The 14500-nt window shown below is 71.1% G+C and carries 13 protein-coding genes; 12 read left to right on the top strand and 1 reads right to left on the bottom strand.

Features of this window, described 5'->3' with window-relative positions:
* Nucleotides 1–382 precede the first annotated feature (382 nt).
* The 10 genes from arc to ACH01S_RS07215 all read left to right on the top strand — a co-directional run bounded on the left by arc (nt 383) and on the right by ACH01S_RS07215 (nt 11189).
* On the top strand, nt 383–2146 hold the full coding sequence (gene arc / locus ACH01S_RS07260; protein WP_067886735.1) for a proteasome ATPase: 1764 nt from the start codon (nt 383–385) through the stop codon (nt 2144–2146).
* Between the two features lie 129 nt (nt 2147–2275).
* On the top strand, nt 2276–3793 hold the full coding sequence (gene dop, locus ACH01S_RS07255) for a depupylase/deamidase Dop (protein WP_083980421.1): 1518 nt from the start codon (nt 2276–2278) through the stop codon (nt 3791–3793).
* A gap of 264 nt (nt 3794–4057) precedes the next feature.
* The gene (locus ACH01S_RS07250) at nt 4058–4267 is read left to right on the top strand and encodes a ubiquitin-like protein Pup (RefSeq protein WP_067886731.1); all 210 of its coding nucleotides are present in this window, start codon (nt 4058–4060) and stop codon (nt 4265–4267) included.
* 424 nt (nt 4268–4691) lie between these two features.
* Complete coding sequence (locus tag ACH01S_RS07245) at nt 4692–5495, top strand: endonuclease VII domain-containing protein (protein WP_246237151.1); 804 nt, start codon at nt 4692–4694, stop codon at nt 5493–5495.
* 151 nt (nt 5496–5646) lie between these two features.
* Nucleotides 5647–6492 carry a proteasome subunit beta gene (prcB, locus tag ACH01S_RS07240; protein ID WP_067886727.1) on the top strand — a complete coding sequence of 282 codons (846 nt, stop codon included), beginning with the start codon at nt 5647–5649 and terminating at the stop codon, nt 6490–6492.
* A 21-nt stretch (nt 6493–6513) separates the two neighbouring features.
* The gene (gene prcA, locus ACH01S_RS07235) at nt 6514–7284 is read left to right on the top strand and encodes a proteasome subunit alpha (RefSeq protein ID WP_067886725.1); all 771 of its coding nucleotides are present in this window, start codon (nt 6514–6516) and stop codon (nt 7282–7284) included.
* Between the two features lie 155 nt (nt 7285–7439).
* A complete protein-coding gene (gene pafA / locus ACH01S_RS07230; RefSeq protein ID WP_021593623.1) occupies nt 7440–8798 on the top strand; it encodes a Pup--protein ligase in 1359 nt (452 codons plus the stop codon).
* A 190-nt stretch (nt 8799–8988) separates the two neighbouring features.
* A complete protein-coding gene (locus ACH01S_RS07225; protein WP_067886723.1) occupies nt 8989–9903 on the top strand; it encodes an FKBP-type peptidyl-prolyl cis-trans isomerase in 915 nt (304 codons plus the stop codon).
* 63 nt (nt 9904–9966) lie between these two features.
* A complete protein-coding gene (locus tag ACH01S_RS07220) occupies nt 9967–10641 on the top strand; it encodes a helix-turn-helix transcriptional regulator (protein ID WP_067886721.1) in 675 nt (224 codons plus the stop codon).
* Nucleotides 10642–10673: 32 nt separating this feature from the next.
* Nucleotides 10674–11189 (top strand): DUF3291 domain-containing protein, encoded by a 516-nt coding sequence (locus tag ACH01S_RS07215; RefSeq protein WP_067886719.1) that lies wholly within the window; start codon nt 10674–10676, stop codon nt 11187–11189.
* An 11-nt stretch (nt 11190–11200) separates the two neighbouring features.
* On the opposite strand, the gene ACH01S_RS07210 is transcribed toward ACH01S_RS07215, so the two are convergent.
* A complete protein-coding gene (locus ACH01S_RS07210) occupies nt 11201–12313 on the bottom strand; it encodes a DUF3866 family protein (RefSeq protein ID WP_083980419.1) in 1113 nt (370 codons plus the stop codon).
* Between the two features lie 114 nt (nt 12314–12427).
* On the opposite strand from ACH01S_RS07210, the gene ACH01S_RS44335 reads away from it, so the two are divergent.
* Nucleotides 12428–13438: a helix-turn-helix transcriptional regulator gene (locus tag ACH01S_RS44335; RefSeq protein ID WP_067886717.1), complete on the top strand. Its 1011-nt coding sequence runs from the start codon at nt 12428–12430 to the stop codon at nt 13436–13438.
* Entirely contained in the window at nt 13435–14472 is a 1038-nt protein-coding gene (locus tag ACH01S_RS44330; protein WP_083980418.1) for a helix-turn-helix transcriptional regulator, read from the top strand. The genes ACH01S_RS44335 and ACH01S_RS44330 overlap by 4 nt, the downstream gene beginning before the upstream one ends.
* Nucleotides 14473–14500: the final 28 nt, after the last annotated feature.

The following is a 14500-nucleotide window of genomic DNA, read 5'->3' as shown; positions in this document are numbered from 1 at the left end:
CCGCAGACCGTGGTCCACGCCGCCCGCCGCGCCGCCCGCCACGGGGCCGACCGCGCCGCCCGCCACGCCCGGACGCCCCGCCGAGGCGTAGATCACACTCCCGCGACCCGCCCGGCGCGCCCCTCCCCGCCGCGACACACCCGCCGCCCCTCCCAGACACCCCCGAACTCGGCAAACCCGCCACCACGACACGCCCGCGACCACGAACCCCCAGGTCCAGGCCCCGTAACCCCCCACCCCACCCCGCCCCCACAGCACCCCTGCCAACCCTCCCGGAACACCCCCGCACGACACGAACACCGAATGGGCAGGTTACGGAAGCCCTCCAGATAGGTAGGGTCTCAGTAGGTCGTCGGCTCTCTTCGTGAGGAGGTGACGGGGCGTGGCCGCTCGTGACGATGCCGGGGCGCGCAGGGCGCAGCACGAAAAGGAGGTCAGGGACCTCCAAACGCAGATCTCCTTCCTGGAGGAGGAGATCTCCGTGCTGCGCCGCAAGCTCGCGGAGTCCCCGCGCCAAGTACGTGTTCTGGAAGAACGCCTCCATGAGGCACAGGCCAACCTGGCCGCCGTAACAGGTCAGAACGAGCGACTCGTAGCGACCCTCAAAGAGGCTCGCGAACAGATCGTGGCGCTCAAGGAGGAGGTCGACAGGCTCGCACAACCACCATCCGGATTCGGCGTCTTCCTCGAAGGCCGAGACGATGGAACGGTCGACATCTTCACCGGCGGACGCAAACTCCGCGTCAACGTCAGCCCCGCCGTCGACGTCGACGAACTCCAGCGCGGCCAAGAGGTCATGCTCAACGAGGCCCTCAACGTCGTCGAGGCGCTCGCCTTCGAAGAGCAGGGCGAAGTCGTCATGCTCAAGGAACTCTTCGACGACGGCGAACGCGCGCTCGTCATCGCGCACGCCGACGAAGAACGCGTGGTCAAGCTCGCCGAGCCGCTCCGCGGAGTCCCCCTCCGCGCCGGCGACTCCCTCATGCTCGAACCACGCTCCGGATACGCCTACGAGAAGATCCACAAGGCGGAGGTCGAAGAACTCGTCCTCGAAGAGGTCCCCGACATCTCCTACGACGAGATCGGCGGCCTCGGCTCCCAGATCGAAATGATCCGCGACGCCGTGGAACTTCCCTACCTGCACGCCGACCTCTTCCGCGAACACCAGCTCCGGCCCCCGAAGGGCGTCCTCCTCTACGGACCCCCCGGATGCGGGAAGACCCTCATCGCCAAGGCCGTCGCCAACTCGCTCGCGAAACAGGTCGCCGAGAAGACCGGCCAGGAAGGCAAGAGCTTCTTCCTCAACATCAAGGGCCCCGAACTCCTCAACAAATACGTCGGCGAAACCGAACGGCACATCCGGCTCGTCTTCCAACGCGCACGCGAAAAGGCGTCCGCCGGAACCCCCGTCATCGTCTTCTTCGACGAAATGGACTCCATCTTCCGCACCCGCGGATCCGGAGTCTCCTCCGACGTCGAGAACACCATCGTCCCGCAGCTCCTCAGCGAGATCGACGGCGTCGAAGGACTGGAGAACGTCATCGTCATCGGCGCGTCCAACCGCGAGGACATGATCGACCCCGCGATCCTGCGCCCCGGCCGCCTCGACGTCAAAATCAAGATCGAACGACCCGACGCCGAAGCCGCCCGCGACATCTTCTCCAAGTACATCCTCGGCGACCTGCCCCTGCACCCCGACGACCTCAAGGAGCACGGCAGCTCCGCCGACGCCACCGTCGAGGCCATGATCCAGCGCACCGTCGAACGCATGTACGCCGAAACGGAGGAGAACCGCTTCCTGGAGGTCACCTACGCCAACGGCGACAAGGAAGTCCTCTACTTCAAGGACTTCAACTCAGGAGCGATGATCCAGAACATCGTCGACCGCGCCAAGAAAATGGCCATCAAGCAGTTCCTCGACACCGGCCAGAAAGGTCTCCGCGTCAACCACCTCCTCGCCGCCTGCGTCGACGAGTTCAGCGAGAACGAAGACCTGCCCAACACCACCAACCCCGACGACTGGGCCCGCATCTCCGGCAAGAAGGGCGAGCGCATCGTCTACATCCGCACCCTCGTCTCCGGAACCAAGGGCGCGGAAGCCGGACGGTCCATCGACACCGTCGCCAACACCGGCCAATACCTGTAAACCGGCCCTACACGCCGACCCGCGCGGCGGCCCCCGACCAGGGGCCGCCGCCTCGGCGCGCCCGCGACACCCGCCCCCGAACACCCGGCCCCGTGGCTCCACCCCCGCCGCCCCGATAGGCTCGACGATATGAGTGTTCGGCGGGTGATGGGCATCGAGACCGAGTACGGCATCTCCGTACCCGGGCAGCCAGGGGCCAACGCGATGGTGACCTCGTCCCAGGTCGTCAACGCCTACCTCGCGGCGTCCGCCGCGCGCGCCCGCAGAGCGCGCTGGGACTTCGAGGAGGAGAACCCCCTCCGCGACGCCCGCGGCTTCGACCTCGCCCGCGAGGTCGCCGACCCCACCCAGCTCACCGACGAAGACCTCGGCCTCGCCAACGTCATCCTCACCAACGGCGCCCGCCTCTACGTCGACCACGCCCACCCCGAATACTCCGCACCCGAATGCACCAACCCCCGCGACGCCGTCATCTGGGACAAGGCCGGAGAACGCGTCATGGCCGACGCCGCGCAACGCGCCGCCATGGTCCCCGGCACCCACCCCATCCAGCTCTACAAGAACAACACCGACAACAAGGGCGCCTCCTACGGCTGCCATGAGAACTACCTCATGCGCCGCGAGACCCCCTTCGCCGACATCGTCCGCCACCTCACCCCCTTCTTCGTCTCCCGCCAGGTCGTCTGCGGCGCCGGCCGCGTCGGCATCGGCGTCGACGGACGCGGCGACGGCTTCCAGATCAGCCAGCGCGCCGACTTCTTCGAGGTCGAGGTCGGCCTGGAGACCACCCTCAAACGCCCCATCATCAACACCCGCGACGAACCCCACGCCGACCCCGAGAAGTACCGGCGGCTCCACGTCATCATCGGCGACGCCAACATGGCCGAGCTCTCCACCTACCTCAAGCTCGGCACCACCTCCCTCGTCCTCGCCATGATCGAAGACGGCTTCCTCACCGTCGACCTCTCCGTCGACATGCCCGTCGCCGCCCTCCGCGCCGTGTCCCACGACCCGTCCTGCAAGCACCTGCTCACCCTCCGCGACGGACGCAAGATGACCGCCGTCCAGTTGCAGATGGAATACCTCGAGCAGTCCCGCAAGTACGTCGAGGACCGCTTCGGCGCCGACGTCGACGAGATGACCAAGGACGTCCTCGACCGCTGGGAGTCCGTCCTCCACCGCCTCGGCGACGACCCCATGCAGCTCTCCCGCGAACTCGACTGGGTCGCCAAGCTCGCCCTCCTGGAGGGCTACCGCAGCCGCGACGGCATCGACTGGTCCCACCCGCGCCTGCAGCTCGTCGACCTCCAGTACAGCGACATCAGGCCCGACAAGGGCCTCTACAACCGCCTCGTCGACCGCGGCCGCATCGACCGCGTCGTCAGCGAGGCCGAGGTCGAGTCCGCCGTCGAGGACCCGCCCGAGGACACCCGCGCCTACTTCCGCGGCCGCTGCCTGCGCCAGTACGCCGACTCCGTCGCCGCCGCGTCCTGGGACTCCGTCATCTTCGACGTCCCGGGCCGCGAGTCCCTGCAGCGCGTCCCCACCCTGGAGCCCCTGCGCGGCACCAGGCAGCACGTGGGCGCCCTCCTGGACCGCTGCCGGACGGCCGCCGACCTCGTCGCCACCCTGACCGGCCAGAGCTGACCAGGGCCCCTTCGCGCGCTCGGGGCCTGCGGGCACACCCATTGGATAGCTCGGCTATCGAGTACCTTTCGATGTGCTGACCTGCGGAGACGGAGCAGGTCTCGGTTTCGTGACCGGTATGCCCGTTTCAGTGGCGGGTCGGCGGGCGATAACCCGAGCATGCCCCCGGCCCCCGGGCGGAGGCGGCGAAACGGACCCTCAAGATCCGCTCGCCGTCGAAGATCGGAGATAGGGTCGGAGGCACCGGCAGAGCGGAGGTACGGAATGGCCACGAAGGACACCGGCGGTCAGAAGCAGACCACTCGGCGCACGGAAGAGGTCGAGGAGACCGAGGCCACGACGACCGAGGACGTGCAGGAGCGCCAGGAGAAGCTCACCGACGACGTGGACTCAATTCTGGACGAAATAGACGAAGTATTGGAAGAGAACGCAGAAGACTTCGTCCGTGCGTATGTCCAAAAAGGGGGGGAGTGACCTGGTTTGTCCGATTCGGTCAAGCCGCAGATCACGTGGGCATAGCCGGACATAGTTGGCACAATCTCAAACAGACTTCAAACGCATGGGCGAGACCGTTAAGGTCTCGCCCATGCGTTCGAAAAAATGCCGCGACTGCGGCGAAGAGAAACCCGAGACGGAGTTCTGGAAGCTCAAGTCCTCCAACGATGGGTTGGCTTACTACTGCAAGGCCTGCTTCGGTCTCCGGAACAGCCGCTCATATCGGAAGAAGCAGACCGAACTGGGGAAGCGGACGAGGCCCTATCGGAGGCACTCGGACGTCCCGGAAGGAATGAAATACTGCCCGCGGTGTAAAGAGATCAAGTCGGTCTCGGAGTTCGGAAGCAACCGTGCACACAAGACGGGCCTCGCCGATTACTGCCGCCCGTGCCACAACCAGACCATGGTCGAGACCAAGAACCGCAACCATGGGAGCGGGCGCAACTACCTCCTCAAGCTCCGCTACGGGGTGACCGAGGAGGAGGTGGAGCAGATGATCGCCGAGCAGGGCGGGATCTGCGTCATCTGCCTCAGGGACGAGCCGAAGCACGTCGACCACGACCACATGACGGGGCTCGTCCGGCGGATCCTGTGCTTCAGGTGCAACGGCGCGCTCGGCCAGTTCGAGGACGACCCGGAGCGACTCCGCCTCGCCGCGGAGTACCTGGAACTCGACGGCTCGCACGCGCGGCGGCTGGAGCTGGAGACCGGGGCCAGGGTCCTCGGAGGTCCGGACCGCGTGCGTTCCGACCCGGACTGGCGGAGGAGGTCGGCCGCCGCTGGAACGGCGAGGCACTACCACCTTCGCCGGAGGTACGGGATCAACGACGCGGACGCGCAGTGGCTGCTCAAGATGCAGGTCGGTTACTGCGCCGCCTGCTTCGACCACCCGGCGGAGCACGTCGATCACGACCACAGGACCGGCGCGGTGCGCGGCATCGCCTGCCACGGCTGCAACACGGGCATGGGGCAGCTCCGGGACGACCCGGTGGCGCTTCGGCGGGCGGCGGACTACCTGACGGGCGGGCTGGTCAAGGCCGTCCCGGCGCGGGACGGCGGGACGCGGTTGTCGTTCACCGTCCCGGACATCGATCCGCTGAACGTGCCGCCGGGCGGCTGGACGGTCCACTGGGAGGCGGACGGGCGGCACCGCAAGGCGAATCCGGAGTTCGGGGTCCTGATCGGGGGTCCCGCTTGGACGGGGTGACGCGGGACGGGGCGATGGAAGGGTTCGCCGTGGGCGGACTCGGCGGAGGATCATGCGGCATGCGCTCGGGCGACCTTGAACAGTAGGGTCGTAGTCGTCCGCGCCGGTGAGGTTGCTGGAGCCGGTGCCATGGTGGAGGGAAGGGAGTCGCGTGGCGTCCCACGATTCGCACACCGGACGTCTGCCGGGGTTGTTCGCGAACCCGGACACGTCGTCGTTCACGGAGTTCCTGGGGGCGTACTCTCCGGAGTCGCTGCCCGGCAGGCGGACGCCCCCGGCGTCGCGGGCGGGGGACGAGATCCCGCACGGGACGACGATCGTCGCCGTGAGCTTCCCCGGCGGGGTGGTGATGGCGGGGGACCGGCGGGCGACGGCGGGCAACGTGATCGCGCAGCGTGACATCGAGAAGGTGTTCCGGGCGGACGAGTTCTCGGCGATCGCGATCGCGGGGACGGCGGGCATCGGGATCGAGATGGTCCGGTTGTTCCAGGTGGAGCTGGAGCATTACGAGAAGCGCGAGGGCCGGACGCTGTCGGTGGAGGGCAAGGCGAACCGGCTGGCGACGATGGTGCGGCAGAACCTGGGCATGGCGATGCAGGGGCTGGCCGTGGTGCCGCTGTTCGCGGGGTATGACGAGGAGCGCGACGAGGGCCGCATCTTCTCCTACGATCCGGCGGGCGGCCGGTACGAGGAGCGGGACTTCTACTCGGTGGGTTCGGGTTCGGTGTTCGCGCGGGGCGCGCTGAAGAAGCTGTACCGGGCGGACCTGTCGGCGGAGGACGCGGCTCTGGTGTGCGTGCAGTCGTTGTACGACGCGGCCGACGACGATTCGGCGACGGGCGGTCCCGACCTGACGCGGGGGATCTTCCCGGTGGTGGCGTCGGTGACGTCGGACGGGTACCGCCGGTTGGGCGAGGACGAGGTGGGCGCGCTGGCGCGGGCCGTCGTCGATGGTCGTTACGAGTCGCCGGGCGGTCCGACCGCCCCGCTGCGTTAGAAGGGATCCAGATCGGTGTCCATGCCGTTCTACGTGTCGCCCGAACAGCAGATGAAGGACAAGGCGGACTACGCGCGCAAGGGGATCGCGCGTGGCCGCAGCGTGGTCGTGCTGCAGTACGACGACGGGATCCTGTTCGTGGCGGAGAACCCGTCGCGGGCGCTGCACAAGATCAGTGAGATCTATGACCGGATCGCGTTCGCGGCGGTGGGGAAGTACAACGAGTTCGAGAATCTGCGGTTGGGGGGCGTCCGGTACGCGGACATCAACGGCTACCAGTACGACCGTCGTGATGTGACGGCGCGGGGGCTGGCGAACGTGTACGCGCAGTCGCTGGGGACGATCTTCACGGAGACGGCGAAGCCGTACGAGGTGGAGCTGGTCGTCGCGGAGGTGGGCGATGACGCGGAGACGGACCAGATCTACCGGTTGACGTTCGACGGGTCGGTGTCGGACGAGCACGGCTTCGTGGCGATGGGCGGGCAGGCCGAGGCGGTGGCGCAGTCGTTGAAGGACGGCTACCGGGAGGGGTCGTCGCTGGCGGCGGCGTTGCGGACGGCGGTCCGGGCGTTGGAGGCGCAGGACGCGGAGCGGCGGCTGGAGGCGAAGTCGCTGGAGGTCGCGGTCCTGGACCGCAATCGTGAGCATCGGCTGTTCAAGCGGTTGACGGCGGCGCGGATCGCCGAGCTGCTGTCGGCGGCGGACGGCGGCGCCGCGTCCGGTGGCGCGTCCGGTGGCGGGGCGGCCGCGGAGGCTGAGGACGCGTCGGCCGCGGACGACGGCGAGTCGTAGCGGGAAGGACGGGACGGGTCGGGCCCGTCGCCGCGGGTGCCGGTGGAAGGCCCCGCGGTGGCGGGCCTGCGGCGTGTGCGGGGGTTGTCCGGTTCGTGGGAAGTGGTCGGGTGGAGAGACTGCCAAGTGGGGTCCGCGCCGCATAGGGTCAGGGTGTGGACAGGCGCATCTTCGGGCTTGAGAACGAGTACGGCGTCACCTGTACCTTCCGCGGTCAGCGGCGGTTGTCACCGGACGAGGTGGCGCGCTATCTGTTCCGGCGGGTGGTGTCGTGGGGCCGTAGCAGCAATGTGTTCCTGCGCAACGGGGCGCGGCTCTACCTGGACGTGGGGAGCCACCCGGAGTACGCGACGCCGGAGTGCGACAGTGTCGTGGACCTGGTGACGCATGACAAGGCGGGGGAGCGGATCCTGGAGGGTCTGCTGGTCGACGCCGAGCGGCGGCTTCGCGAGGAGGGCATCGCGGGCGACATCTACCTGTTCAAGAACAACACCGACTCGGCGGGCAACTCCTACGGCTGTCATGAGAACTACCTGGTGGGGCGGCACGGGGAGTTCGGGCGGCTGGCGGACGTGCTGATCCCGTACCTGGTGACGCGGCAGATCATCTGCGGTGCGGGGAAGGTGCTGCAGACGCCGCGGGGCGCGGTGTACTGCGTGTCGCAGCGGGCGGAGCACATCTGGGAGGGCGTGTCGTCGGCGACGACGCGGTCGCGTCCGATCATCAACACGCGGGACGAGCCGCACGCGGACGCGGAGCGGTTCCGGCGGCTGCATGTGATCGTCGGCGACTCGAACATGAGTGAGACGACGATGCTGCTGAAGGTCGGGGCGACCGACCTGGTGCTGCGGATGATCGAGGCCGGGGTGGTGATGCGCGATCTGACGCTGGAGAACCCGATCCGGGCGATCCGCGAGGTGAGCCATGACATGACGGGCCGCCGGAAGGTGCGGTTGGCGAACGGCCGGGAGGCGAGTTCGCTGGAGATCCAGAAGGAGTACTTCGGGAAGGCGCGCGACTTCGTGGACGCGCGCGGCGGGGACGCGACGGCGAAGCGGGTGCTGGAGCTGTGGGAGCGGACGCTGCGGGCGGTGGAGACGGGCGATCTGGACCTGGTGTCGCGTGAGATCGACTGGGTGACGAAGTACAAGCTGATCGAGCGGTACCGGCGGAAGTACGATCTGCCGTTGTCGTCGCCGCGGGTGGCGCAGCTCGATCTGACGTATCACGACGTGCACCGTGACCGGGGGCTGTACTACCTGTTGGAGAAGCGGGGTTCGGTCGACCGGGTGTCGCGGGATCTGGACATCTTCGAGGCGAAGTCGGTGCCGCCGCAGACGACGCGGGCGCGGTTGCGGGGCGAGTTCATCCGGAAGGCGCAGGAGAAGCGCCGCGATTTCACGGTCGACTGGGTGCATTTGAAGTTGAACGACCAGGCGCAGCGGACGGTGCTGTGCAAGGACCCGTTCCGTTCGGTGGACGAGCGGGTCGACAAGCTGATCGCGGGGATGTGACGGGGGTGTGAGCGCCGCGGCGGCGACACGCGCGGCGGGGGCTACCGGCGGGTCACCTGGGCGGTAGGGTGAGCGGCCAGGAGCGCTGAGCCACCCCCGGAGGTCCCCGTTGCGTCGTCGTATGCGTCTTCGTGTGCGCCGCCGTGTGTGTCGCCGTGCGCGCCGTCCTGTGAGCCGCCGGGCGCGGGTTGTGCCGCTGGTCGCGGTGGTGGTGGCGGTGGCGGCGTCGTCCGTGGCGTGTTCGGGCGGGGACGGCGTGGACGTGACGGTGCGCGGTGATTTCGGGAAGCTGCCTGAGGTGCGGTTCCCGAAGGGCGGGCCGTCCGGTTCGCTGGCGGTGAAGACGCTGCGCCAGGGGAAGGGCCCGGCGGCGCGGAAGGGCGACCTGGTGGTGGCCGACTATGTCGGTTACCGGTGGAGCGGCGACGGCCGGAAGCTGCTGGCGAGCAGTTACGCGAAGGGCCAGCCGGGCGCGTTCCCGACGGGGCAGCTGGTGCCGGGGCTGACGCGGGCGCTGGACGGGGCGCGTCCGGGGTCGCGGGTGGTGGCGCGGATCCCGCCGCGGGACGGTTTCGGGGAGAAGGGCGACCCGAAGCACCAGGTGGGGTCGGAGGACACGCTGGTGTACGTCCTGGACGTGCGGGCGGTGTACGCGCGGACGTCGGGCCCGCACGGCAGGCGTGAGGCGCCGTTGGACGATCCGGGGCTGCCGAGGGTCGGGGACGCCCCGGCGGGCGTGGCCCCGCGGGTGACGGTGCCGCGCGCGGCGCCGCCGAAGCGCCTTCAGGTGCGGACGCTGACGCGCGGCGACGGCCCGCCCGTCCGGAAGGGTCAGTTGCTGGCGTTGCAGTACGGCGGGTTCTTCTGGCGGGACGGGAGGGCGTTCGACTCGTCCTGGTCGGCGGGGCATCCGTTCGGCGTGGTGATCGGCACCGGTCAGGTGATCAGGGGCTGGGACCAGGGCCTCGTCGGGCAGCGGGTGGGGAGCCGGGTGCTGCTGGTGGTGCCGCCGTCGCTCGGGTACGGGCCGAAGGGGCTGGCGCAGTCCGGCATCAAGGGCACGGACACGCTGGTCTTCGTCGTCGACCTCCTCGGCGCCCACTGACTCCCCGGCGTCCGCTGGCCGCCCGTTTCTAACTCCGATCTCCGTTGTTCTTAGAATGGCGGGGTGGAGGACATCGAGGCGGTCGCGCTGCTGCAGGATCCGGTGCGGCGGCGGCTGTATGAGTTCGTGGCGGCGCGGGGCCGCGAGGTGGGGCGGGGCGAGGCCGCGGAGGCGGCGGGCGTGACGCGGACGCTGGCGGCGTTCCATCTGGACCGGCTGGTGGAGGCGGGCCTGCTGGAGGCGGGCAGCCGCCGGCTGTCGGGGCGGTCGGGGCCGGGGGCGGGCCGTCCGGCGAAGGTGTACCGGCGGGCGGCGGGGGAGCGCGGCGTGTCGGTCCCGGCGCGGGACTACCGGACGGCGGCGGGCCTGCTGGCGGAGGCGGCGGAGGCGGCGGGCCTGGACCGGGAGGTGCAGGACGCGGCGCGCCGCCGGGGCCGGGCGCTGCGCGGCCCGGCGGAGTCCTGCGGCGGCCTCGACGACCTCGCGGACCTCTTGAGGTCCCGGGGGTACGAGCCGGTCGTGGACGACGGTGAGGGCGTCCTGCGGATGCGGAACTGCCCGTTCCACGCGGTGGCGGAGATGTTCCCGCCGCTGGTGTGCGGGATGAACCTGGCGCTGCTGGAGGGGCTGACGGAGGGTTCGGCGGTGCGGGTGCGGATGGACCCGCGGCCCGGCTGGTGCTGCGTCGCGGCGGCGCCGTCCGGCACCGCCTCCGATTCTAAAAACAATGAAGATTGACATAGAAGAAGGCGGCGTGGTGAGCTGATCCCATGACCGATCAGAACGCCCCCGGACGGCACCTGGCCCAGTTCAACGTCGCCACCCTCGTCCACCCGCTGGACGACGCGCGCATGGCGGACTTCGTCGCGCTGCTCGACCCGGTGAACGCGCTCGCCGACGCCGCGCCCGGCTTCGTGTGGCGGCTGGTCGAGGAGGGGCGGCCGGACGCGACCGGGATGCGGCCCGCGGGCGCCGACGTGGTGGTCAACTTCTCGGTGTGGGAGTCGGCGGAGTCGCTGTGGGACTTCGTCTACCGCAGCGCGCACCTGGAGACGATGCGGCGGCGGCGCGAGTGGTTCCGGCGGCACGCGGAGGCGCACCTCGTCATGTGGTGGATCCCGGCCGGGCACGTCCCGACGGTGGACGAGGCGCTGGAGCGCCTCGCCCTGCTCCGCGCGCAGGGCCCGACGCCCCGCGCGTTCACGTTCAACTCCGCCTTCACCGCCGATGAGGCCGACGCGGCCGAGAGGGCCGAAGCGGAGGAGGCGGCCGTCCAGCGCGCGTAGGCGCGCCGGGTCTAGGCGAGGAGGGTGGCGGTGTGGCGGCCCGCGGCGGCGGCGGTGAGGAAGTAGGCGAGGTCCTCGTCGAGGCGGCGCCCCATGGTGGACAGCCGGACGCCCCACTCCTTCTCCGCGGCCCGGAGGGTCTCGTGGAGGCCGTCGACGGCGACGGGGACGAGCCGGTGCCGCTCGCCGAGCGGCGCGGCCCCGGCGGCGACGCGGGCGCCGAACTCGCCGCCGAGTTCGGGGACGGGGACGTCCGCGGCGGCGAGGGCGACGCGCCCGTAGGCGGTGAGGGAGTGGTGGGAGACGCCGAGGTGGCGTTCGCGCAGGTCGCCCTCGCTGACCCGGAGCGACCCGACGGGGCGTCCGGCGAGCACGCCCGCGGCGTTCACCGCCTCGCCCGCCGACACGCCGGAGAAGCCCCACCGGGTGCCGGTGCCGAGGTTGCCGGGGCCCTGGGCGAGGACGACGGCGTCCGCGCCGAGGACGAGCCGGGCGGCGAGCAACCCGGTGTGGACGGTGACGGCCTCCAGGTCGCCGCCGAACGCCTGCCCGACGGTGACGGTGGCGGCGAGGGCGCCCGCGTCCTTGAGCCGGGCGATGGACATGGAGAACCACGCGGGGAGCGCCCCGCCGTCCGGCATGACGTACACGACCCGCGCGGACGGCCGGTCGGCGAGCAGCGCGGCGAGGATCGGCGGGAGCGCGGAGTGCAGGTCGGCGACGACGACGGGCATGCCGCCGAGGGAGTCGGCGTCGCGGAGGACGCCGTGGTGGGGGGAGTCCTGCTCGTCGGCGCCGAGGACGGTCGCCTGCAGCGGCGTGTAGCGGGCCTTGACGAGGTGCCCGGGGCCGGACGGGTCGGGCGGCAGCCGGTCGGGGACGGCGACGACCATGGCGTAGCCGCCGGTGCCGAGGCCCATCGCCAAGGCCGTAGTGTTGAGCAGGACGGCGTCCCCCGGCTCGGGCCGTCCCACCAGGGCGGGATAGGCGAGGGCGCGGCAGGTGCCGCCGTCCTCGGCCGGGACGCCCCCGGCCGAGGCGTCCCCGATCGAGACGTCCAGCTCGACCGCCCCGGGCCATTCGCGTCGGATGCCCTCGACTGTGCCTTTGCGCCATCGGATCACACCGGGAAACGGTAGCGTCCTGAGCGGCGGGCGCGGGCGTGTTCGGGTCCGCGCGGGGACGGCCGGGACGGGGCGGCGGTCCGGGGGCCGACGGAGCGAAGAGGTGATGGCGAAGTGTCGCGGCGCAAGACCGAGCGTCTGCTCAACCTGGTGGTCTGCCTGCTCGCCACCCGGCGTTATCTGACGGCCGAGCAGATCCGCCGGGCGGTGCCCGGCTACCCCGACTCCGACGAGGCGTTCAAGCGGATGTTCGAGCGGGACAAGGAGGAGCTGCGCGAGCTCGGCGTCCCGCTGGAGGTCGGCAGCGACCAGCGGGGCGGCGGCGGCGAGGAGATCGGCTACCGGATCCCGCCGCAGGCCTACGAGCTGCCCGACATCCACCTGACGCCGGACGAGGCGGCGGTGCTCGGCCTCGCGGCGCGGGTGTGGCAGCGGGCGAGCATGGCGGAGGCGGCGTCGGGCGCGCTGCTGAAGCTGCGCGCGGCCGGGGTGGAGACCGACGCGCCGACCGCGGTCGGGATCGAGCCGCGCGTCAACACCCAGGACCCGGCGTTCCCGGCGCTGTGGGAGGCGGTGCGCGACGGCCGTCCGGTGGCGTTCGACTACCAGGGGATCGGGCGGACGTCGGTGGCGCGGCGGCACCTGGAGCCGTGGGGCGTGGTGAGCCGCCGGGGCCGCTGGTACGTGGTCGGGTTCGACCGCGACCGCGACGAGCAGCGGGTGTTCCGGCTGAGCCGGATCGTCGGGGACGTGCGGCCGGACGGCCCGTCCGGGTCGGTGACCGTCCCGGACGGGGTGGACGTGCGGCGCATCGCGTTCGACTGGGGCGACCCGCCGAGCGAGCCGCGCCCGGCGACGGTGCGGCTGCGGCGCGGCGCGGCGCAGGGCCCGCGCCGCTGGGCCCGCGACGTGCGCCCCGCCGAAGGGGGCGACGGGGCCTGGGACGAGGCGGTCCTGACGTTCCGCGACGCCGACCGGTTCGCCCCGTACCTGGCGCGGTTCGCCGCCGACGTCGTGGTGCTCGATCCGCCCGACCTGCGGGAGGCGGTGATCCAGCACCTGAAGTCGGTGCTGGCGTGCGCCGGGCGCCCGGAGGGCGAGAAGGGACCGGTGAGCGCCCGATGACCGAGCGGACCGGCGGCTCCCGCCCCGCCCCCAGAACGGCCAAGGCGGCAAAGGCCGCGACGACGTCCACCGACCGGCTGGGGCGGCTGCTGGCGCTCGTCCCGTACGTGGTGAACCGCGACTCGGTGGCGCTCGGCGAGGCCGCCGCCGCGTTCGGGGTGACCGAGAAGCAGCTGATCGACGACCTGAACCTGCTGTGGTGCGTGGAGCTGCGCGCCCCCGACCCCTACTGCCCGATCGACCTGTCCTACGAGGGCGGGGAGATCACGGTGGCGGAGGCGGAGTCGATCGCGCGGCCGCTGCGGCTGAAGGTGGACGAGGCGTCCGCGCTGCTCGTGGCGCTGCGGATGCTCGCCGGAATCCCCGGGCTGGACGACCGCGACGCGCTCAGCCGCGTCATCGCGAAGCTGGAGGGCGCGGCGGGCGCGGCGGCCGCGGCGGTGTCGAGCCAGGTGTCGGTGGAGGTCGACGCGTGGGGCCGGTCCCCGGACCCGGACCGCTCGGCCGTGGAGCTGCTGCGGGAGGCGATCGCGGCGGGCCGCCGCGTCCACCTGACGTACTACGTGCCCGCGCGGGACGAGAACACCGAGCGCGACGTCGACCCGATGCGCCTGCTGGTCGTGGAGGGCAACACCTACCTGGAGGGGTGGTGCCGCCGCGCGGAGGCGGTGCGGCTGTTCAAGCTGGACCGGATCGCCGACCTCGCCGTGCTGGACGTCGCGGCCGAGGTCCCCGACGACGCCGAGCCGATCGACGTGGACGCGGGCCTGTTCCGCCCGTCGCCGCAGGACGAGGCCGTCACGCTGGAGCTGACGGCGCGCGGCCGGTGGGTCGCCGACTACTACCCGTGCGAGTCGGTGGAGGAGCTCGGGGAGGGGCGGCTGCGGGTCGTGCTGCGGACGCCGGACACCCGGTGGGTGCGGGGCCTCGCGATGCGGCTCGGCGACCAGGGCCGGGTCGTCGCGCCCGAGCATCTCGCGTCCGGGGTCCGCGACGACGCGGCGCGGGCGCTGTCGCTGTACGGGATGGGCTGAGCCCGGCCCGGGGACGGGCCGAATATGG

It is taken from the genome of Actinomadura chibensis NBRC 106107 (genome assembly GCF_001552135.1).
Classification (GTDB): domain Bacteria; phylum Actinomycetota; class Actinomycetes; order Streptosporangiales; family Streptosporangiaceae; genus Spirillospora; species Spirillospora chibensis.
The sequence above is the reverse complement of the archived record's forward strand: the minus strand, read 5'-3'. Positions and strand labels throughout refer to the sequence as shown.

Coding starts and splice junctions, on each gene's coding strand:
- dop (WP_083980421.1), top strand. CDS start 2,276: ATGAGTGTTCGGCGGGTGATGGGCATCGAGACCGAGTACGGCATCTCC.
- ACH01S_RS07250 (WP_067886731.1), top strand. CDS start 4,058: ATGGCCACGAAGGACACCGGCGGTCAGAAGCAGACCACTCGGCGCACG.
- ACH01S_RS07245 (WP_246237151.1), top strand. CDS start 4,692: ATGGTCGAGACCAAGAACCGCAACCATGGGAGCGGGCGCAACTACCTC.
- prcA (WP_067886725.1), top strand. CDS start 6,514: ATGCCGTTCTACGTGTCGCCCGAACAGCAGATGAAGGACAAGGCGGAC.
- ACH01S_RS07215 (WP_067886719.1), top strand. CDS start 10,674: ATGACCGATCAGAACGCCCCCGGACGGCACCTGGCCCAGTTCAACGTC.
- ACH01S_RS44330 (WP_083980418.1), top strand. CDS start 13,435: ATGACCGAGCGGACCGGCGGCTCCCGCCCCGCCCCCAGAACGGCCAAG.